Origin of the sequence: Kitasatospora sp. NPDC056446 (genome assembly GCF_042796115.1) — a bacterium.
GTDB lineage: Bacteria > Actinomycetota > Actinomycetes > Streptomycetales > Streptomycetaceae > Kitasatospora.
The window spans coordinates 54,782-74,429 of record NZ_JBHTRF010000010.1 but is presented as its reverse complement, the minus strand read 5'-3'; the positions used below and the strand labels follow the sequence as shown (position 1 = coordinate 74,429).

The window sequence follows — 19,648 nt, the reverse complement described above, 5'->3', positions numbered from 1 at the left end:
CACCCCCGGAGCCCGCCCCTGGGGACGGTTCCCCGGGGGCGGGCCGGCTCCCTAGGGGCTGGTCTGCTGCCTAAGGGTGGGCCAGTTCCAGGACGACGATGCCGCCCAGGACCGTGAGCGCCGCGGTCAGCCGCAGCCGGCCGAGGCGCTCACGGAACACCACCGCGGCGATCAGCGCGGCGATCACGATGCTGGTCTCCCGCAGCGCCGCGACCGTCGCCAGGTCCCCCCGGGACTGCGCCCACACCACCAGGCCGTACGCCGTCAGCGAGAGCACCCCGCCCGCGATCCCCAGCGGCACCGCCCGCCCGGCCCCGGCGAGCAGCGAGGGGCCGCGCCGGACCCGGACGATCAGCGCCAGGACGGGCCCCTGGAGCAGGAACAGCCAGGCCACGTAGCCGCCGACCGTCCCGGCGTGCCGGACGCCGTTGCCGTCCAGCACCGTGTACACGGCGATCATCACGCCCGTCCCGACGGCGGCCCCCAGCGCGGGCAGCTGCGCCCGCCCGGGTATGCCCTGGGCGAAGGCCAGCCCGATCAGCCCGCAGGAGATCACCGCCACGCCCAGCAGCTGCCCGGCTCCCGGGGGCCGCCCGAGCAGCGTGGCCGAGATCAGCGCCACCAGCAGCGGCGCCGTGCCCCGGGCGATCGGGTACATCTGGCCGAAGTCGCCCAGCTGGTACGCCTTCAGCAGCAGCAGTGTGGAGGCCACCTCGACCGCGACCGAGGACAGCAGGTACGGCCAGGCGGCAGCCGCCGGCAGCGGGTTGAGCAGCACCAGGACGAGCCCGCAGCCGGTGTAGGTCAGGTTGATCAGCGCGAAGCCGACCAGCTTGTCCGGGATCCGGTGCGCCAGGCCGTTCCAGACGGCGTGCAGCACGGCCGCCGTGAGCACGGCGACCGGCACCACCGGGACGGGACCGGGCATGACGGACCTCCCCTCCGACGGCCCGCCGGTGTCCCGGCAGGCTTGGAATCGAATTCCACGCTATCCTAGCGCCATGGAAGGACATTCCGAGTTCACGCCCCTGGAGTCCCGTCTCGCCGCGCAGATCCGGGCCCGGCTCGGCGAGCTGCGCGGCACCGAGGCCCGGGTCGCCCGGGTGGTGCTGGAGCGTGGCACCGACCTGGTGCACCTGAGCGTCAGCGACGTGGCGACGCTGGCGGGCACCGCCCCCTCCTCGGTGGTCCGGGCGTGCCAGCGGCTCGGCTTCCGCGGCTACCAGGAGCTGAAGATCGCCGCCGCCCGGCACGCCCCCGCCGCCGCACCCGACCCCGCCGACCCGGCCGACCGGGGCGATCCGGCCGCCCGGGCGCTCGCCGACACCCTGCGCGCCGCCCGGGCCGCCCTGGACGGCCTCACCGCCACGCTCCGCGCCGACGACCTGCGGGCGGCCGCCGCGCTGCTGGACGGCGCGGACCGGGTGGTGCTGCTCGGCGCCGGGCTGTCCGGCGCGGTGGTGCTCGACCTCGCGTACCGGCTGCGCGCGCTCGGCCTGCTGGTGGACTCCCCCGCCGACCCGATCACCGCCCAGCTGGCCGCCGCCGGGCTCGGGCCGGGCGGCGTCTGCCTCGCGGTCAGCCACACCGGCGCGACCCGCACCGTGGTGGACGCCGCCCGGCTGGCCCGCGAGGCCGGGGCCGACGTGCTGGCGCTCACCAGCTACGCCCGCTCGCCGCTCACCGAGACGGCCACCCGCACCCTGGTCGCGGGCGGGCAGGAGCTGGTCTTCGGCCTGGAGACCACCGCCAGCCGGCTGGCCCACCTGGCCGCCGTGGACGCGCTCGCCCAGACCCTGCTGGCGCTGCGCGGGCCGCGGGCCGAGCGGGCGCTGCGGCTCTCCGAGGACGTCACGGCCGACCACGCGTACTGACCGTGCGGCCGGGCCTACCCGGTGGGCGGGTGCCCGCCCTCGACCCGGGCGCCGCGGACCACGACCATGGTCAGGCCGACCGCGACCAGCAGCTCCGCCCAGAAGAACGCCGCGTAGTCCAGCAGCGAACCGATCGGCGGGCTGCCGGGCGCGGCGTTGCGCATGCCGACCAGCGCGAACAGGGTGGCCGCCATCCAGCCGAGGGCGGGCCAGAGGATCCCCCGCCGCTGCCGGACGATCAGCCAGGCCGCCACCAGGACGGACAGCGCCAGCGCCCACATCGCCGCCATCATGAACCAGGCCAGGATGAAGGTGCTGCGCGAGCGGCTGATCCGCTCGGTGACCGCGACGGCGCCCCCCTCGCTGTCCTCGGCGCTCAGCTTGAAGGCGAAGAACGGATCGGCCTCGCCGACCCCGATCACCACCGGCACGGGCTGCCCGCCGGCGGTGGCCTGGAAGCCGATCAGCGCGTGGTAGCGGTCGAAGGGGTAGTCGGTGACCCGCCCGTCGAGCAGGTTGAACATCACCGCGCCGGAGGCGATCCGCTGCCCCGCCGGGTACTTGAGCGAGGTCTGTTCCAGCGAGGTGGTCTCCAGCACGACGTCGCGGGCCGGCGCCAGCGGGTCGTCCGGCACCGCCAGGGCTCCGTGCGGCAGCAGCAGGACCTTGGCGGTGAGCGTCTGCGCGGCCGCGTCGACCCGCTGGAGCACCACGTCCACCTCCAGGAAGTCCGGACCGGGGGCGGTCCCGGCGATCTGGTCGTGGCTGCGGCTGGAGCGCTCGTCGAGGTAGAGCAGCAGCCCGGCGGCGACGGACAGCACGATCGCCGCCAGCACGGCGTACGCGCGCCAGGGCCTGACCTTCGGCCGGACGGCGTTCGTGGCGCGCGCCCGGGCGCGGCTGCGGGCCCGGATGCGGACCGGCGGCCGGGCCGTCGGGCGCGGTGGCCGGGCGGTCCGGCGGCGCGGCGGCGTGCTCATCGGCCTGCTCCCACGGTCGGCGGCGGCGACGGCGGCCGCCCGTTCCGCCACCCTCCGCGCGCCGCCGCCCGCCGCGCAACCGCAGACGGCCGATCGGGGCCCGCCGGGTGCGCGGAAAACACGCTGGTCGGAGGTGTCGGAGGTGCTGTGTAGGCTCAACGCTCATGGCGAGGGTGACGAGGGACGATGTGGCACGGGCGGCGGGGACGTCCACGGCGGTCGTGAGTTATGTGATCAACGACGGGCCGCGGCCGGTGGCGCCGGCGACCCGGGCGCGGGTGCTCGCGGCGGTCGAGGAGCTCGGCTACCGGCCCAACCGGGTCGCCCAGGCGATGGCGCGGCGGCGGACCAACCTGCTCGGGATGGTCGTGCCGGACGCCCGGCAGCCGTTCTTCGCAGGGCTCGCCCACGCCGTCGAGCAGGCCGCCGCCGAGCACGGCCGGCTGCTGCTGATCGGCAACTCCGACTACGCGGACGAGCGCGAGGCGCACTACATCCGCGCCTTCCTGGGGATGCAGGTGGACGGCCTGATCCTGGTCACCCAGGACCCGGCCACCCCGGGGCTGACCGGCTTCGACGTGGCCGACGGCACCCCGGTGGTGCTGCTGCACCACCGCGCGGAGAGCGAGAACGGCGTCGCCGTGGTCGCGGACGACGAGGGCGGCGCCCGCGAGGTGGTCCGCCACCTGCTCGGGCACGGGCACGCCGAGGTGCACTGCTTCGGCGGCACCCGGTCGCTCAGCCCGCACGACCCGGTCACCGGGCGGACGGCCGGCTGGGTCGCCGCGCTGGAGGAGGCCGGGCTGCCCACCGAGGGTCGGCTCGTCCCGGCGCCGTTCGACCGCGTCCGGGCGCACGCCGGGGCGCTCGCCCTGCTGGCCCGGCCGGACCGGCCGTCCGCCGTGTTCTGCACGACGGACGACCAGGCGATCGGTCTGCTGCGGGCCGCCGACGACCTCGGGATCCGGGTGCCGGAGGACCTGGCGGTGGCCGGTTTCGACGACATCGCCGAGGCGGTGATCGCCGGTCCCGCGCTGACCACGGTGACCACCGCGCAGGACGAGATGGCCCGTGCCGCGCTGGACCTCGTCCTCGGCGGGGCCGGGAGCCGCGCCGCCGGTGCCCGGACCTTCCCGGCCCGGCTGGTGGTGCGGCGCTCCTGCGGCTGCCCGGCGCCGGACCGGGCTGCTCCGGCCGACACCACCGGCGCGGCCCTGGCCGACACCGGCGCGGCCCTGGCCGACACCGGCGCGGCCCTGGGCTGACACCGGCGCGGCCCTGGGCTGACACCGGCGCGCCGCCGCCGGCGGCGCCGTCCGCCGCACAGGTCCGGGCGGGCAGGCGACGAATCGTCCGACCACCCCTGCGTCCGCCCGCGGGCCCCCGCCGGGGCGCGGGCGAACTGCCGTCAGCCGTCCAGCAGTTCGTCCGCGAGCAGGTCCATCAGCAGGTTGTCGTGCCAGGTGCCGTCCGACCCGCGCTCGTACTGGCGCATGGTGCCGACCGTCCGGAAGCCGACCTTGGTGTAGCAGCGGATCGCGGCGAGGTTGTCCGCGGCCGGGTCGATCACCAGCCGGTGGTAGTGGTGGACCTTCACCAGGTAGCGGGCCATCGTGCGCACCGCGTCGGTGCCCAGGCCCATGCCGTGCACCGTCGGATCCAGGTAGAGGTCCATCCCGGCGTGCCGGTACTCGTCGTCGTTGTTGGCGTACCACTGGATGGCGCCGACCACCTGGCCGCCCAGGTCGACCGCGAAGGTCTCGGTGTCGGGCGATTCCAGGTCGTTGGCGACCTCGGCGGGCAGGTCGTCACCGCCCCTCCAACGGGCGAACACCTCGGGCGTGCCGCGGATGGCCGCCAGGGCCGGGATGTCGTCGGTGGTGGCCGGTCGGAGCGTGACCAGGGCGCCGTGCAGAATCGTCCCCATATGGGGCATGTTGGCACGGAAACCCGGCTCCGGCGAGCCTTTTTGCCGTGCTACGCGGTCGGGTGCGCCGGGTCGCCCAGCGGGCCGAGCCAGACGGCGGTGACGGCACTGACGTACCGGGCGCCACAGTAGTCGTCGGGGACGACGAGCTGCGGGCCGACGGCGTCCAGCGGGGCGCCGTCCATGCTGGTGGCCAGCAGGATCCGCCGGCCGCCGAACTCCGGGTCGATCTCGGCCCAGGAGACCACCGCCCGGTGGCCGTCGGCGCCGGCCACCGAGAGCAGGAAGCGCAGCCGCTGCTTGCGGCCGGAGAAGTCCATCCGGGGGCGGGCCTCGCGCAGCACGTCGAGCAGCGCGGGGCCCTCGTAGCCGTGGCGCTGCTCGCCCTCGGTCCGGCAGTCGAAGCTGACCTCGACCCGGTGGGCGGGGAGGGCGCGCAGCTGGTCGACGGTCAGCTCGGCGGGCCGGTCGAGGTGGCCGTACAGCCGGACGGTGGGTCTCGCCGGGGTCATGGTGCTCCCTCCTCCCGGGCCGCAGCGCCGCGCCCCGGGAGGAGGACTACCCGAGGAACCATCCGGGCATTCGCAGCTGCGAGCCTGAAAGGCCGTATTCATCCGCAGCTGCGATGGCATATCCGCCGTTCGGCCGGAATCTGCGGCCCTGCCCGCCGGAACCCGGGCTCCCGCTCAGTCGTCCCCCGGCTGCAGCGCCCGCAGGACGTAGCGGGCACTGCCGGTGGAGCAGCCGACCAGGACCACGTCCTCGCCGTCCCGGCACTCGATCACGTCCCAGTGCCTCTCGATCGCCTCCGGGTCGCCCTCGCGCCACCGCCGGACCTCGGCCACCTCCAGCCCGGCGGGCAGGTGGTGGGCCCGCGCGCTGCTCGCGCGCAGCGGCGAGATCGCGAGCGCGGTCACCGAGACGTGCAGGAACTCCGCCGTCGGACGGCAGTACGGCCGGGCTCCGGTGACCGAACCCGGGAAGACCAGCACCTGCCCCTCGGCGAACGCGTCACCGCTCTTCTTCCCGTCCGTCTCCGGATCTCCGGGCGCCGGTCCGCCCACCGCCCCCAGCACCTCGACGACCGCGGTCAGAATGTCCACGAGCATTCGGATCCCCCCTCTGTCGCTCGCACGTTCGGATCATTCGACCACGGACGGGGCGTCGGCCGGAAGCGGGCGGGTCAGGGGGTCTCGTCCTGGCGGAGCCGGGTGCTGACCCGGCCGAGGCCTTCGGCGAGGACGGCCAGCTGCTCGCGGCTGAGCACGTCGATCAGCAGCTCGCGGACCAGGGCGACGTGTCCGGGCGCGGCCTGGCGCAGCACCTCCCGCCCCTGGTCGGTGAGTTCGGCGAAGACGCCGCGCACGTCGCTGGGACAGGAGCGGCGACCGACCAGCCCCATCCGCTCCAGTTGGGTGACCTGGTAGGTCAGGCCGCTCTTGGAGGTGACCAGCTTGTCGGCGAGCTCGGTCATCCGCAGCGAGTCGCCGGGGGCGGCGGAGAGGTGCACCAGGATCTCGTACTGCTGGTGCGAGAGGCCGGAGTCGTCCTTCAGCTGGCGTTCCAGCCGGCGGTTCAGCAGGTTGCTCGCGGTGACGAAGCCCCGCCAGGCGGCCATCTCGTCCGGGTCCAGCCAGCGGGGTTCGTTCAGTGAGGACATGGGACGAATCCTACTCCTGTTGTTCAAATTCGAACGAAGGTGTACCGTCGATCCCAGTAGACGTTCAAATTTGAACTACTATCGAACCACCACCCCGTGAACCCTCACGATCCGGTCCCGAGGAGGACGCCATGAGCGCCGCGGCCCCCGAGCGCATGCCCGCCCTGTACCTGTCGCACGGCGCTCCGCCGCTGGCCGACGACCCGGTCTGGCCGGGCGAACTGGCCGCTTGGTCCGCCGACCTGCCGCGGCCCAAGGCCGTCCTGATGGTCTCCGCGCACTGGGAGGAGGCCCCGCTCGCCCTCGGCACCGTCACCACCATGCCGCTGGTCTACGACTTCTGGGGCTTCCCCGAGCACTACTACCAGGTCCGGTACGCCGCCCCCGGCGCGCCCGAGCTCGCCGAGCGCGTGCGCAAGCTGCTGCGCGCCCCCGGCACGCCCGTCCAGGACATCCCCGACCGCGGGCTCGACCACGGCGCCTACGTCCCGCTGGTCGAGATGTACCCCGAGGCCGACGTCCCGGTCCTCCAGGTCTCGCTGCCCACCCTCGACCCCCGGCGGCTGATGGAGATCGGCCGCAAGCTCGCCCCGCTGCGCGACGAGGGCGTGCTGATCGTCGGCAGCGGCTTCTTCACCCACAACCTGCGGGCACTCAGCAGCGACGGCCGGATCACCTCGGTGATGGCCGAGTTCGACGACTGGGGCCGGCGCGCCCTGGAGGCCCACGACCTCGACGCGCTGCTCGACTTCGAGCACAAGGCCCCGGCCGGGCGCCTCGCCCACCCGCGCACCGAGCACTTCGCCCCGCTGTTCGTCACCCTCGGCGCCGGCGAGGCCGACCTGGACAGCCAGCGCAGCGTCATCGACGGGTTCTGGATGGGCCTGGCCAAGCGCTCGATCCAGCTGGGCTGAACCCCGCACCGGGGCCGGCGCCCGCGAGGACCGGCACCATAGGGCCGGCGCTCACAGGGCACAGCAGGTGAAGCGCTCGCCGATGTGCTCGGGCTGCTCGATCTCGTCCACCAGGGCGACCGCGTAGTCCGGCACCGAGATCCGGCTGCGCCCCTCGGCGTCGGTGAGCAGCTGCTCCAGTCCGGTGCGGTACCGGCCGGTCCGCTCCCCCGGGCCGATCTCGGCGGCCGGGCTGAGCACCGTCCAGCGGAGGTCGGAGACCGTCCGGAAGTAGTCCAGCGCCGCGCCGTGCGCGTGCATGATCTGCAGGACCGGCCCCGGCAGCCCCGGGGCGTCCCAGACCCGCACGCCCGGCGCGGTCTCCAGGCTGCCCGCCCCGCCGACCGCGATCAGCCGGGGCGCCGCGCCGTCGAGCCCGCGCAGGCCCTCGACCAGGGAGCGGGCGGCGGGCTCGATCAGCGCCAGGTGGCCCGGGCCGTCGCCGCCGCCGACCGCGCTCACCAGGACGTCCCGGCCGGCCGCGACCCGGGCCACGTCCGCCGGGTCCAGCACGTCCCCGCGCTCGACGGCGGCGGCCCCGCCCCGGTAGCGGTCCGGGTCGCGGACCACGGCGGTGACCTCGTGCCCGCGCGCCGCCGCCTCCGCGACGACCGCGCTGCCGATGCTGCCGTTGGCGCCGATCACGGCGATCCTGGCCATGGGGTACCTGCCTGGTGGCTCGGTGGGGCTGCGGGTGCCGACCGGCGCCGGAGCGGACAACACCCGTCCGATCGGCGTCCGGCCGATCGGCATCGGACAGGGTCGATTATCGGACGGACTCCCCGCAGCGGCCTCCGGGCGGGCGGCCGAAGCGGGGATCCGGCTCAGGCCTGACCGGTGGCGACGCGCTCGGCCCGGCTGCGCTCGACGCAGAACTCGTTGCCCTCCGGATCCGCCAGGGTGATCCACCCCGTGCCGTCCGGCCGGCGGTGGTCGCCCAGCACGGTGGCGCCCAGGGCGACCAGACGCGCCGCCTCCTCGTCCCGGCCGCGGTCCTGCGGCTGGAGGTCGAGGTGGACCCGGTTCTTCACCGACTTGCCGTCGGACACCCGGATGAACAGCAGCTGGGCGCCGTCGGACAGCACCGCGGCCTCCTCGTCCCCCGGGTTGTCGTCCTCGGCCAGGGTGCCGTCCAGTGCCTGCGCCCAGAAGCTCGCCAGGGCGTACGGGTCGGCGCAATCGATCGTCACATGTCGTACCAGAGAAGCCATGAGGCCTACTCTGACCTGCCGTGTTCGGATCCGTCCAGCCGTTTCCGGGAGTGCCGGTGGCCGTCCAGCGGATAGGGCGGGAACGCCGGAACGATCTCCAGCAGCGGGTAGCCGCTCTTCTCCGCGACCCGGCAGGAGGCGTGGTTGTCGCCCTCGTGCAGCAGGTCGAGCCGGCCCAGGCCGTCCTCCGCGAAGACGTCGAACGCCCAGACGGTGAGAGCCTCCACCGCGCGCGGTGCCACGCCCCGGCCGCGGGCCGGGCCCGCCGTCCAGTACCCCACCTCGGCCGTCCCCCCGCCCGGCGCACCGCGCTTGAGCACCACGGTGCCGACCAGCCGGCCGGCCTCGACGACCGCGAAGGTGTACCGGGTGCCGGCCAGCCGGCCCTCGTACTGCACGCCCAGCCAGTGCGCGGCCTGCTCGGCCGTGTCCAGCGGGGTGCGGTGAAGCGGCGCAGCGTCTCGTCCCGGTATATCTCGACCAGGGCCGGCGCGTCCGCGGACTCGAAGGGCCTCAGCAGCAGGCCTTCGGCGGTCGGATGCACGGTGACGGTCACTTCTCCGGGCCCTCCCAGCCCCAGCGCGGTCGGACCGGGCTCGCCGGGGTCGGTGCCGGCCGGGGAGACGGAGACGTCCTCCGCGAGGCAGTGGCCGGAGCCGGGCAGTTCGTCGCTCATGGGTGTTCTCCCCGTGGGTGGATGACCGTGCGGTGCGCCCTTCCTACCAGTCGGCGGCGCCGGGGCGGGCTCTCGGGCCCGGTATCCGCGCCTGGCTCGACCGACGGCGGAAGGGCCGCCGGGGGGCGGGCGACACCCCCGATCGGGGGTGTGCAGGAGGCGGGTGGGGGAGGACAGTGGGCCCATGCAGATTCCACTCTCCGTGATGGACTTCCTCGACCGGGCCGAGCTGGTCTACGGCGACCGGGTCGGCATCGTCGACGAGCCGGTGCAGCCGGCCGAATCCTGGGGCGAGCTGAGCTACCGCCGCGTCGCCGGACTCGCCCGGGCCCAGGCGGCCGGGCTGGACCGGCTCGGGGTCGGGCCCGGCGAGCGGGTCGCGGTCGTCTCGCACAACTCGGCCCGGCTGCTCACCTCCTTCTTCGGCGTGAGCGGGTACGGCCGGGTGCTGGTGCCGGTGAACTTCCGGCTGAAGGCCGAGGAGGTCGCGTACATCATCGAGCAGAGCGGCGCCTCCGTCCTGCTGGTCGACCCCGAACTCGCCGACGCGCTCGACGGAGTGGTGGCCAAGCACAAGTTCGTGCTCGGCGCGGACAGCGACGCCCTGCTGTACGACTTCGACAACTCCCCCCGGCAGTACGCGGTTTCCGAGAACGACACCGCCACCATCAACTACACCAGCGGAACGACCGCCCGCTCCAAGGGCGTTCAGCTCACCCACCGCAACGTCTGGCTGAACGCGACGCTGATGGGCCTGCACTACGGCGCGAACGACCGGGACGTCTACCTGCACACCCTGCCGATGTTCCACGCCAACGGCTGGGGCCTGCCGTTCTCGCTGACCGGGCTCGGCGCCCGGCACATCGTGCTGCGCAAGGTGGACGGCGCGGAGATCCTGCGCCGGGTCGAGCGGCACGGGGTGACCTTCCTGTCCGGCGCGCCCGCCGTGGTCCAGATGGTGCTGGACGCGGCCGCCGACTGGGACGGCCCGGTGCCCGGCCGGGACCGGGTGCGGATGATCGTGGCCGGCGCCCCGCCGCCGACCTCGGTGGTGCAGCAGGTCGAGGAGCAGCTCGGCTGGGAGTTCATGCAGCTCTACGGGCTGACCGAGACCTCCCCGATCGTCACGGTCAACCGCTCGCGGGCCGAGTGGGACGCGCTGCCGGCCGCCGAGCGGGCCGAGAAGCTGGTGCAGGCGGGCGCCCCGGCACTCGGTACCCGGCTGCGGGTGGACGCCTCCGGCGAGGTGCTGGTGCGCTCCAACACGGTGCTGGACGGCTACTGGCAGCAGCCCGAGGCCACCGCCGAGGCGCTGCGGGACGAGTGGTTCCACACCGGCGACGGCGGCGTCCTCACCGACGGGCAGCTGACGATCTCGGACCGGAAGAAGGACGTCATCATCAGCGGCGGGGAGAACGTCTCCTCGATCGAGGTGGAGGACTGCCTGTACGGCCACCCGGCGGTCGCCGAGGCCGCGGTGATCGGGGTGCCGCACGAGAAGTGGGGCGAGACGGTGAAGGCGCTGGTGGTCCTGCGGGAGGGCCACGGGCCGGTCACCGAGGGCGAGTTGATCGCGCACTGCAAGCAGCGGCTGGCCGGCTACAAGTCGCCCACCTCGGTGGAGTTCCGGGACGCGCTGCCGCGCACCGCCACCGGGAAGCTGCAGAAGTTCCGGCTGCGCGAGCCGTACTGGGCCGACCGGGAGCGCGGGGTCAACTGACCAGGCCCGCCCGGCCGCCGGGCCGCCGGGCCGCCGGGCCGCCGGGTCGCCGGGTCGCCGGGTCGCCGGGTCGCCGGGTCGCCGGGGCTCAGCCGACCAGGCCCGACTCCCGCGCGGCGAGGGCGAGTTCGGTCCGGTTGCGGACGCCGAGCTTGTGCATCGCGGACTTGAGGTAGCCGGTCACGGTGTTGCAGGTCAGGCCCAGCCGGGCGGCGATCTCCGGGTTGGTCCGGCCGGTCGCCGCCCAGCGCAGCACCTCGTGCTCGCGCGGGGTCAACGGCCGTACGGGGGCGGCTGGCCGGGGCTTCTCGCGGTTCCAGGCGGCGGCTCCGGCGAGCGCCCGCGCGGCGGCCCGGGCGAGGCCGCCGACGGCGGCGATCCGGACGTCCCCGAACGGCACCACGGCACGTACCGAGGCGTACACCACGCCGTGCACGGCGGCCCCGTCCAGCAGCGGGACGGTGAGCATCGCGTACAGGTCCTCGGCCGCCACGGCCGCGTCGTAGTGGTGCGAAATGGTCGTCGCCGCACGATAGTCGGGCACCCAGGTGGGCGCGCGTTCGGCGAGCGCCCGGCCGCCGAGGCCGAGTCCGGCCGGGACGGGCACGTTGTGCAGCAGGTCCGCCCGGGTGCCGGCCCAGTGGCGCAGCACCATGCCCTCGCAGCCCTTCCCGTGGCCCGGCAGCGGCTCCGGCAGGCCGACCAGGCCGACGTCGACGCCGCACTCCGCCACCACCCGCCGGGCGAGGTCGCCCAGCACGGCGTCCCGCACCAGCTCGGCCGCCCGGGCGTCGAGTTCGGGGTCCTCGGGGCGCGCGGTACCGTCGGCCGGGCGCGCAGCTTGGGGGGTGTCCGCGCTCGTCATCGCGCGATTGTCACACGCGGTGCGGGCGGTGGCGAGGGTTCCGACGTGCGTGTTTCGCGGAGTGCCGGGCGCCGGTGGCGGGGCGGGCGTAGGGTGCGGCCGTGACTACGGGCGGGTAGCGACTGCCTTGATCGGAGGGGAAACCGATGACCGAGCCGAGCACTCCCAGCGCCCCGCACGCCCCGGCGCCGCCCGCGGCGGACGTCCTGGGCGTGCTGGAGGACCTGCGGGCCGAGAGCGCCGTCCTGGACGGGCTGCTCACCGGCCTGCCGGCGGAGGGCTGGACCCGGTCGACGCCCGCCGAGGGCTGGACGATCGCGCACCAGATCGCCCACCTGGCCTGGACCGACGACTGGACGGCGCTGGCCGCCCGGGACGCGGAGGGCTTCGACGCGGCGCTCGGCGCCCGCTTCGCCGAACTGGTGGCGGCCGGGGCCGACCCGGTCGAGGAGGGGGCGCGGGAGGGCGCCGCCGCCGAGCCGGTGGTGCTGCTCGCCCGCTGGCGGGCCGGGCGGGAGGCGGCGCGGGAGGCGCTGTCCGCCGCGCCGGCCGACGTACGGCTGCCCTGGTTCGGCCCGCCGATGAAGCCCGCGTCGATGGCGACCGCGCGGCTGATGGAGACCTGGGCGCACGGCCAGGACGTCGCCGACGCGCTCGGCGTCACCCGCGAGCCGACCGCCCGGCTGCGGCACATCGCCCACCTGGGGCTGCGCACCCTGGGATTCGCCTTCACCGTGCACGGCCTGCCCGCGCCGGAACGGCCGGTACGGCTCGAACTGACCGCCCCCGACGGCGGGACGTGGGCCCTCGGCCCGGCCGGGGCACAGGACCTGGTGACCGGCCCGGCCCTGGACTTCTGCCTCCTGGTGACCCGGCGCCGCCACCGGGACGACCTCGCCCTCACCGCCACCGGCCCGGTCGCCACCGCCTGGCTCCCGATCGCCCAGGCCTTCGCGGGGGCGCCGGGCAAGGAACGCCCGCCCCGGGCGTAGCACCGGCGTCGCTCCGGGGTCCGGCTTTGGGGTTCAATGGCGGGCATGAACGCCCTGCTCGGCAACCTGCCCGCCATTTCCGACCTGCGCGACCGCTGCCGCGCGCTGGCCACCCTCGACGCGATCCTCAGCCCGGACGACTGGGAGGCGCGGTACCACTCCTTCGACGCCTCCTGGGACGAGGACGAGGTGCTGGCCTCGATGCGCAACGGCGAGGGCGACGACTGGGTCGTGGTCTTCTCCCCCGCCGGCGCCTACGGACGCGGCTTCGACCACGAGACCCCCAACGCCCCCGAGTTGCTCGCGGCCGTCCCCGAGGAGTTCCGCCGCTTCGCCGAGGAGCCCGCCTTCGGGGACGAGGACGGGCCCACCGTCACCCTCTGCTTCTGGCGCGCCCCCGGCGACGCGGCCTGGCAGGGCCCGGCCGCCGAGCAGTCCGGCGCGGAGCTGTTCGCGCTGGTGCTGGACGGCTCGGCCGAGGCGTACCGGGACTGGGCCGAGGAGTACTTCGAGTCGGAGCAGCCGCTGGACCTCGCCGCGATCGGGCACGTCCTGGCGCTGCGCCCGCTCACCCCGGAGGTGGTGGCGGCGCTCAACCCGGACACCGACCTGGAGGAGCTCGCGGAGGACCTCGCGGAGATCGGCTACCCGGCCTGACCTTCCCGGCCGGCCCGGCCGGCCTGCCGGGCCGGCCGGCCCACTCGGCCTGTTCGGCCTGTTCCGGGGCCCTCGAAGCTTCGGCGGCTTCGGGGGCCCCGGTGTTCTCAGAGCCCGATCCGGAGCGGGGTGAGCCGGGTGGCGATCAGGTTGGTGGCGCCCCGGTCGCGTTCGATGTGGCCGTGCACCAGCAGCCCGGCCCGGTCCAGGGCGGTACGGCGCTGGGACTCCCAGACCGGGCGGTTGCAGATCACGTTGATCAGGCCGGTCTCGTCCTCCAGGCTGAGGAAGAGCACCCCGCCCGCCGTCGGCGGCCGCTGCCGGTGGGTGACCAGGCCGCCGACCAGCACCGCCGTCCCCGGCGGCACGTCCGGGAGGCGGGCCGCGCAGAGCGCGCCACCGCGCTCCAGGTGGGCCCGCAGGTGCTGCAGCGGGTGGCTGGTGGCGGAGGTGCCGGTGGCCCACAGGTCGGCGATGGTCTCCTCGACCGGGCTCATCCCGGGCAGCTCCGGGGCGCCGGTGCCGGGCGTGGTGCCGGGGATCAGCGCGGCCGAGATCCCGGCGAACGCCCCTGCCGCCCACAGAGCCTGACGCCTTGTCAGCCCGAAGCAGTCGAAGGCCCCGGCGGTCGCCAGCGCCTCCAGGGCGGGTGCGGGCAGGCCGGTGCGGCGGGCGAAGTCCTCCAGGTCGGCGTACGGCTGTCCGGCCACGACCGCCTCGGCCTGCGGGGTGCCGATGCCGCGGACGGTCTCCAGGCCGAGCCGGATGGCCGGTTGCGGGCGCCCGGCGGTCAGCGGCGGTTTCGGGGTCGGCCCCCGGTACGGCTCCAGGGTGGGACGCGCCCCGCTGGCGTTGACGTCCACCCCGCGTACCCGGACGCCGTGCCGCCGCACGTCCGCGACCAGGCTGAGCGGCGAGTAGAAGCCCATCGGCTGGTTGGCCAGCAGGGCGCAGGTGAAGGCCGCCGGGAAGTGGTGCTTGAGCCAGGCGCTGGCGTACACCAGGTAGGCGAAGCTGATCGCGTGGCTCTCCGGGAAGCCGTAGTTGGAGAAGGCCTCGATCTTGCCGTAGACGTCCTCGGCGACCTCCGGCGGGATGCCGCGCTCGGCCATCCCGCCCAGCAGCCGCTCGCGCAGCCGGGCGACCCGCTCGTGCGAGCGCTTGGCGCCCATCGCCTGGCGCAGCCGGTCGGCCTCGGCGGGGCTGAACCCGGCGCAGTCGATGGCGAGTTGCATCATCTGCTCCTGGAACAGCGGCACCCCGAGGGTCTTGCCGAGCGCGTTCTCCATCAGCGGGTGCGGGCAGCCGGGCGGCTCCGCCCCGGCGCGGCGGCGCAGGTACGGGTGGACGGAACCGCCCTGGATCGGGCCGGGGCGGATCAGCGCGACCTCGACCACCAGGTCGTAGAAGTGGTCGGGCTTGAGCCGGGGCAGCGTCGCCATCTGGGCGCGGGACTCGACCTGGAACACGCCGACGGTGTCGGCCCGGCGCAGCATCGCGTACACGCCCGGGTCGTCGTCCGGGATGGTCGCCAGGTCGTAGCGCAGGCCGTGGTGGCGCTCGACCAGGTCGCAGGCGTCGTGCAGCGCGGCGAGCATGCCGAGGCCGAGCAGGTCGATCTTCACCAGCCCGGCACCGGCGGTGGACTCCTTGTCCCACTGGAGGACGGAACGCCCCGGCATCCGGGCCCACTCGGTCGGGCAGATCTCGCCGATCGGCTCCCGGGTCAGCACCATGCCGCCCGAGTGGATGCCCAGGTGGCGTGGCAGGCCGTGGAGCCGGGTGGCGAGCGAGAGCACGTCGGCCGGGATGACGGCGTCCGCGCCGGGGGCGGAGCGGAAGTCGGTCTGCCGGCTGAAGGCGTCCACCTGCCCTTGCGGGTAGCCGAGCACTCTGGCTGCGTCGCGGATCGCCAGCCGGGGCCGGTAGGTGATCACATTGGCGACCTGGGCGGCGTGGTCGCGGCCGTAGCGGCGGTAGACGTACTGGATGACCTCCTCGCGACGGCGGTTCTCGATGTCCAGGTCGATGTCGGGCGGCCCGTCCCGGGCGGTGGAGAGGAAGCGCTCGAACAGCAGCCGGTAGTGGACCGGATCGACGGCGGTGATCCCGAGGGCGTAGCAGACCGCCGAGTTGGCGGCCGAGCCGCGCCCCTGGCACCAGATGTCCTGGCTGCGGCAAAAGTCCACGATGTCGTGCACGATCAGGAAGTAGCCGGCCAGGTCGAGGTCCTCGATCACGTCCAGCTCCCTGGCGAGCTGGCGGCGGGCGGCGGCGTTGCCGGGGCCGAAGCGGGCCGGGCCCCCGGCCGCGACCAGGGCGCGCAGGTGGCTGGTCTCGGTCTCGCCCTCGGGGACGGGGAAGCCGGGCAGCTCCGGGTCCAGCCGGGCGAAGTCGAAGGCGCAGGCCCGGCCGAGGTCGGCGGTGGCCCGCTGCACGCCCGGGAAGCGGGCCAGCCGGCCGGCCATCTCGCGGCCCGAGCGCAGGTGCGCGGTGCCGGCCGCCCTGGTCCAGCCGGCCGCGTCCTGGAGGGTGCGGCGCTCGCTCAGCGCGGCGAGGCTCTGCGCGAGGCGGCCCTGGGCGGGACCGGCGTGGTGGGCGTTGGTGGAGGCGACGGCGGTCAGCCCGTGTCCGGCGGCGAGCGCGGCGAGGGCGTCGTTGCGCCGGTCGTCGCCGGGCAGCCACTGGTCGATCAGTTCGACGTACACGTTCTCGCGCCCGAACGCCTCGGTGAGGGTGGTGAGCCGCTGCCCGGCCGTACCGTCCGCCAGGCCCGCCGGGACCCGGCCGAGGCGGCAGCCGGTGAGCACCGCCCAGTGGCCGTCGTGCGCCCCGGCCAGCGCCGCGAGGTCGTACACCGGGCGGCCCTTCGCGCCGCCGGCCAGCTGGGCGGCGGCGATCGCGGCGGAGAGCCTGCGGTAACCGGCCGGGTCGCGGGCGAGGACCAGCAGGTGCTCGGCCTCGGCCGGGGGGTGGTTCGGGGTTCGCGGGTTCTGCGGGGGTTGCGGGGTTCGCGGGGGCTGCGGGCGCTCGGCCTCGGCCGGGGCGGTCGGGGGGCGGTTCAGGGTCAGCTCGGCGCCGAACACGGTGGCCACCCCGGTGCCCCGGGCCGCCTCGGCGAGCCGGACGGCGCCGTACAGGCCGTCGTGGTCGGTGACCGCCAGGGTCTCCACACCCAGCCGGGCCGCCTCGGCGACCAGGTCCTCCGGGTCGCTGGCGCCGTCCAGGAAGCTGAAGGCGGAATGGACGTGCAGTTCGGCCCAGGGCTCCTGCGGACCGGCGGGGCCCTTCGGGTCCTCCGGGTTCCCGCGGCCCTCCGGCATCGGGGGCGACGGCGCGGGGTGTTCCTGCGGCGCCGCGGGCTCCGGCCGGCCGGGGCGGTGCAGCGGGACGACCGTACGGTCCGGCGCCGTGCCGGTCAGCCGCCGGTGCAGTTCGCTCCAGGGAACGGTGGGGTGGCTGGTGAAGCCCATCGGGGGTCGCCTTCGTCGTTCTCGTGCTCGTCCTGCCCCCCTTCGGCCCGGCCGCCGGTCAGTCGTAACCGGCCTCCAGGTACCACGCACCCCCCTCCACCGTCAGCAGCAGCGCCCGGCCGCCGCCCACCACGACCTGGAACCGCGCCCGGCGTCGGGCGAGCGACCGGTCCCACCAGTACTCGACCGCCGGCCACGGCCCGGTCCAGCCGTCGACCCGCTCCTCCCGCCCCCGGACCACGACCAGCACCGGCCGCGCCGACACCCCCGCCCGGCCGTCCACCGTGACCGGCTGCCCGGCCCCGTCCAGCACCCGTACCGGCGCGGGCTCCCGCAGCACCACGGCCGGCCACACCTCCGGCAGCCGCCCCGGCCACGGCGCGTCGGCCGGCACCGCCGCGTCGTACGGCTCGCCCCACGGCACCCTGACCGCCTGCTCCCCCGGACCGCGCCCGCCGGCCGGCTCGATCCGGCGCAACCCGGCGTGCCCGAGCACCGCCTGCACCCGGGCGACCGCGCGCTCCACCCGGTCGTCGGCGACCGCCTGGCCCCACAGCCCCAACTGGCGCCCCTGGTCCGGGGAAAGGCCGTCGGGGGCCAACCGGAGCAGGGTGAAGCCGGTGTCGGGGTCCTCCCCGGCGGCGGCGAAGGTGCCCGCGCCCTGCCAGGCCTGGAGCTGCCAGCGGACCCGCTCGGCCAGCGCCGTCGCCGACAGCCTGCCCTCGTGCCGCCACAGCCGGGACGCCGTCCGGCCGTCCGCGCAGGCCACCTCGACGGCCACCCGGCGGCAGGTCAACCCGGCCCCGGCCAGCCGCTGGTGCAGCGCCTCGGCCAGCGTGCGCGCGACGAACACCAGCGGCTCGGCCAGCGGCTCCGGCGGATCGAAGCGCTGCTCGACGGCGAGGTCCGGCTCCTGGTCGCGCGGTACCAGCGGGCGCGGCTGCAGCCCGCGGGCCAGCCGGTGCGCGGCCGTCCCGGCCGGGCCGAAGCGGTCCGCGACCGCCTCGGACGGCAGTGCCGCGAACGCCCCGACGGTGGGCAGGCCGAGGCGCCCGAGCAACTCGGCCGGCGCCTCGTCGCCCAGCGTGCCCACCGGGTACGGGGCGAGGAACTCCGCCGTCCGGCCGGCCGGGACCAGCACACCCGCCCGGGCGGCGAGCACGGCGGCGAACAGGCCGTCGGCGACGCCGACCTGGGCTTGCGGGGTGTTCGCCCGGGGGGTGCCGGGGCGCGCGGGGGTGGCGGGGGTGCCGGGGCGCGCGGGGGTGGCGGGGGCGGTGAGGGTGTCGGGGGTGGTGGGGGTGGCGGGGGTGACCGCGCCGGGGACGGCGTCCGGGACGGGCGGCTGCCCGAGGGCGTCCGCCACCGCCGTACGAACCTTGGCCGCCAGCGCCTCCTCGCCGCCGAAGTAGCGCCCCGGCCCCTTCACCGGGATCGCGCACAGGCCCGGGCGGATCACCTCCACCCGGGGCGTGAACGCCTCCACCGCCGCGACCACCGGCTCGAAGCGGCGGGCCTCCGCCTCCGGGTCGCGGTCGCGCAGTTCCAGCTCCGGGCAGAGCCGCTGGGCCAGCTTGAGCCGCTGCCCCTGCCGCACCCCGGCCGCCCGGGCGCCCGCCGAACAGGCGAGGATCCGCCCGCCCTCGGTCACCGCCACCGGGTCGTCGGCGGTGACGGCCACCACCGGCCAGTCCGGGCACCAGACCGCCAGCACCCGGGGGGTCCGGTCCGCCACGGGCCCGGGCGGCTCGCCGCCGGGCGTCGCGCTGCCGGGTCGCTCGTTCTCGGGTCCCGCGCTCTCGGGTCCCGCGTTCTCGGGTCTCGTACTCTCGGGTCCCGCGCTCTCGGACCGCTCGCTGTCGGGTCGTTCGCCGCCCGCTCTCCCGCTCCCGGGCATCTCAGACCACCGCCGCGATGTGCGGGGCCGCCGGCTCCGCCACGGGCTGCGACTGCTCCCGGAGCGGGCGCACCGCGCCGTACTCGTCCGGCAGCCAGAGCCGGGCCGTGCGGCCGCGCACCGCCGAGCCCCGGCCTTCGGCCACCACCTCCACCTGCCGGCCGGCGAGCTGCCCGTGGCCGTCGCCCAGCCCGACCCAGTGCCCGGACCGCACCGCCAGCCGCAGCACCGCGCCCGGCCACGGCCCGGCGACCAGCAGTACGCAGCCGCTGCGCCGCAGCACCGCCGCCAGCCGGGCGGCCGACTTCGGCGGCACCGGCCCGTCCGGGCGCAGCATGATCAGTTCGACCGCGCCGGCCAGCACCGACACCACCTCGGCCCAGTGCGGCCCGGGGTCGTCCGCGACCAGCAGTCGGCGCAGGTCCAGCCCGTAGCCCTGGGCGGCGGCCAGTCCGAGGTCGGGCAGCCCGACCGCCGCCGCCCAGCCGCCCTCGGTCTCCCGTACTCCGGCGGCGAGCGCCAGCAGCAGTCCGGCGTCCCCGCCCGCCACCGACACGGCGGTGCCGCGCCGCAGCCCGCCGTCCGGCAGGACCTCCCGCAGGGCGGGTGGCACCGGCAGCAGGCCCCGGGTCTCCGCCGTCGCCCCGGACCCCCCGCGCTCCCCCGGCAGGGCAGCCGGGAGCGCCACCGGTCGGAGCAGGGGGCGTGCGGGCTGCTCGACGGTGGATTCGAAAACAGATTCGAAAACGGGCACGACCCCAGG

General features: G+C 75.8%; 19 protein-coding genes. 6 read left to right on the top strand and 13 right to left on the bottom strand.

Annotation, left to right across the window (positions count from 1 at the left end):
* Positions 1–70: 70 nt before the first annotated feature.
* Entirely contained in the window at positions 71–928 is an 858-nt protein-coding gene (locus ACFQ6N_RS09555; RefSeq protein WP_380648075.1) for an EamA family transporter, read from the bottom strand.
* Between the two features lie 73 nt (positions 929–1,001).
* Between ACFQ6N_RS09555 and ACFQ6N_RS09550 the strand changes: the two genes are divergently transcribed.
* Entirely contained in the window at positions 1,002–1,874 is an 873-nt protein-coding gene (locus ACFQ6N_RS09550; RefSeq protein WP_380648074.1) for a MurR/RpiR family transcriptional regulator, read from the top strand.
* Positions 1,875–1,888: 14 nt separating this feature from the next.
* On the opposite strand, the gene ACFQ6N_RS09545 is transcribed toward ACFQ6N_RS09550, so the two are convergent.
* On the bottom strand, positions 1,889–2,854 hold the full coding sequence (locus ACFQ6N_RS09545; RefSeq protein WP_380648072.1) for a DUF4436 family protein: 966 nt from the start codon (positions 2,852–2,854) through the stop codon (positions 1,889–1,891).
* Between the two features lie 164 nt (positions 2,855–3,018).
* Between ACFQ6N_RS09545 and ACFQ6N_RS09540 the strand changes: the two genes are divergently transcribed.
* Positions 3,019–4,119: a LacI family DNA-binding transcriptional regulator gene (locus tag ACFQ6N_RS09540; protein ID WP_380648071.1), complete on the top strand. Its 1,101-nt coding sequence runs from the start codon at positions 3,019–3,021 to the stop codon at positions 4,117–4,119.
* A gap of 143 nt (positions 4,120–4,262) precedes the next feature.
* On the opposite strand, the gene ACFQ6N_RS09535 is transcribed toward ACFQ6N_RS09540, so the two are convergent.
* The 4 genes from ACFQ6N_RS09535 to ACFQ6N_RS09520 all read right to left on the bottom strand — a co-directional run bounded on the left by ACFQ6N_RS09535 (position 4,263) and on the right by ACFQ6N_RS09520 (position 6,432).
* Entirely contained in the window at positions 4,263–4,781 is a 519-nt protein-coding gene (locus ACFQ6N_RS09535; protein WP_380648070.1) for a GNAT family N-acetyltransferase, read from the bottom strand.
* Positions 4,782–4,831: 50 nt separating this feature from the next.
* The gene (locus ACFQ6N_RS09530) at positions 4,832–5,293 is read right to left on the bottom strand and encodes a molybdopterin-dependent oxidoreductase (protein ID WP_380648068.1); all 462 of its coding nucleotides are present in this window, start codon (positions 5,291–5,293) and stop codon (positions 4,832–4,834) included.
* 174 nt (positions 5,294–5,467) lie between these two features.
* Positions 5,468–5,890: a hypothetical protein gene (locus ACFQ6N_RS09525; protein WP_380648067.1), complete on the bottom strand. Its 423-nt coding sequence runs from the start codon at positions 5,888–5,890 to the stop codon at positions 5,468–5,470.
* A 74-nt stretch (positions 5,891–5,964) separates the two neighbouring features.
* Entirely contained in the window at positions 5,965–6,432 is a 468-nt protein-coding gene (locus tag ACFQ6N_RS09520; protein ID WP_380648231.1) for a MarR family winged helix-turn-helix transcriptional regulator, read from the bottom strand.
* A gap of 140 nt (positions 6,433–6,572) precedes the next feature.
* Between ACFQ6N_RS09520 and ACFQ6N_RS09515 the strand changes: the two genes are divergently transcribed.
* Positions 6,573–7,355 (top strand): dioxygenase, encoded by a 783-nt coding sequence (locus tag ACFQ6N_RS09515; RefSeq protein ID WP_380648066.1) that lies wholly within the window; start codon positions 6,573–6,575, stop codon positions 7,353–7,355.
* A 51-nt stretch (positions 7,356–7,406) separates the two neighbouring features.
* Here the strand turns inward: ACFQ6N_RS09515 and ACFQ6N_RS09510 are convergent, their stop codons facing one another.
* The 3 genes from ACFQ6N_RS09510 to ACFQ6N_RS09500 form a co-directional block, all read right to left on the bottom strand.
* Positions 7,407–8,054, bottom strand: coding sequence for an NAD(P)-dependent oxidoreductase (locus ACFQ6N_RS09510; protein ID WP_380648064.1), 648 nt, complete (start codon positions 8,052–8,054; stop codon positions 7,407–7,409).
* 164 nt (positions 8,055–8,218) lie between these two features.
* The gene (locus ACFQ6N_RS09505) at positions 8,219–8,605 is read right to left on the bottom strand and encodes a VOC family protein (protein ID WP_380648061.1); all 387 of its coding nucleotides are present in this window, start codon (positions 8,603–8,605) and stop codon (positions 8,219–8,221) included.
* Between the two features lie 5 nt (positions 8,606–8,610).
* Positions 8,611–9,003 (bottom strand): GNAT family N-acetyltransferase, encoded by a 393-nt coding sequence (locus ACFQ6N_RS09500; protein WP_380648059.1) that lies wholly within the window; start codon positions 9,001–9,003, stop codon positions 8,611–8,613.
* Between the two features lie 462 nt (positions 9,004–9,465).
* Here ACFQ6N_RS09500 and ACFQ6N_RS09495 point away from each other — a divergent pair, with 462 nt between their 5' ends.
* Positions 9,466–11,001, top strand: a complete 1,536-nt coding sequence (locus ACFQ6N_RS09495) for an AMP-binding protein (protein ID WP_380648058.1) — start codon at positions 9,466–9,468, stop codon at positions 10,999–11,001.
* An 88-nt stretch (positions 11,002–11,089) separates the two neighbouring features.
* Here the strand turns inward: ACFQ6N_RS09495 and ACFQ6N_RS09490 are convergent, their stop codons facing one another.
* Positions 11,090–11,866: a LuxR C-terminal-related transcriptional regulator gene (locus ACFQ6N_RS09490; RefSeq protein WP_380648056.1), complete on the bottom strand. Its 777-nt coding sequence runs from the start codon at positions 11,864–11,866 to the stop codon at positions 11,090–11,092.
* 146 nt (positions 11,867–12,012) lie between these two features.
* Between ACFQ6N_RS09490 and ACFQ6N_RS09485 the strand changes: the two genes are divergently transcribed.
* Together ACFQ6N_RS09485 and ACFQ6N_RS09480 are read left to right on the top strand one after the other, a co-directional pair.
* Entirely contained in the window at positions 12,013–12,858 is an 846-nt protein-coding gene (locus ACFQ6N_RS09485; RefSeq protein ID WP_380648054.1) for a TIGR03084 family metal-binding protein, read from the top strand.
* Positions 12,859–12,903: 45 nt separating this feature from the next.
* Positions 12,904–13,515, top strand: coding sequence for a hypothetical protein (locus ACFQ6N_RS09480; RefSeq protein WP_380648053.1), 612 nt, complete (start codon positions 12,904–12,906; stop codon positions 13,513–13,515).
* A 107-nt stretch (positions 13,516–13,622) separates the two neighbouring features.
* On the opposite strand, the gene ACFQ6N_RS09475 is transcribed toward ACFQ6N_RS09480, so the two are convergent.
* The 3 genes from ACFQ6N_RS09475 to ACFQ6N_RS09465 form a co-directional block, all read right to left on the bottom strand.
* Positions 13,623–16,988, bottom strand: coding sequence for an error-prone DNA polymerase (locus ACFQ6N_RS09475; RefSeq protein ID WP_380648051.1), 3,366 nt, complete (start codon positions 16,986–16,988; stop codon positions 13,623–13,625).
* Between the two features lie 58 nt (positions 16,989–17,046).
* Positions 17,047–18,723 carry a DNA polymerase Y family protein gene (locus tag ACFQ6N_RS09470; protein WP_380648050.1) on the bottom strand — a complete coding sequence of 559 codons (1,677 nt, stop codon included), beginning with the start codon at positions 18,721–18,723 and terminating at the stop codon, positions 17,047–17,049.
* Between the two features lie 163 nt (positions 18,724–18,886).
* Complete coding sequence (locus tag ACFQ6N_RS09465; RefSeq protein WP_380648049.1) at positions 18,887–19,639, bottom strand: hypothetical protein; 753 nt, start codon at positions 19,637–19,639, stop codon at positions 18,887–18,889.
* Positions 19,640–19,648 lie beyond the last annotated feature (9 nt).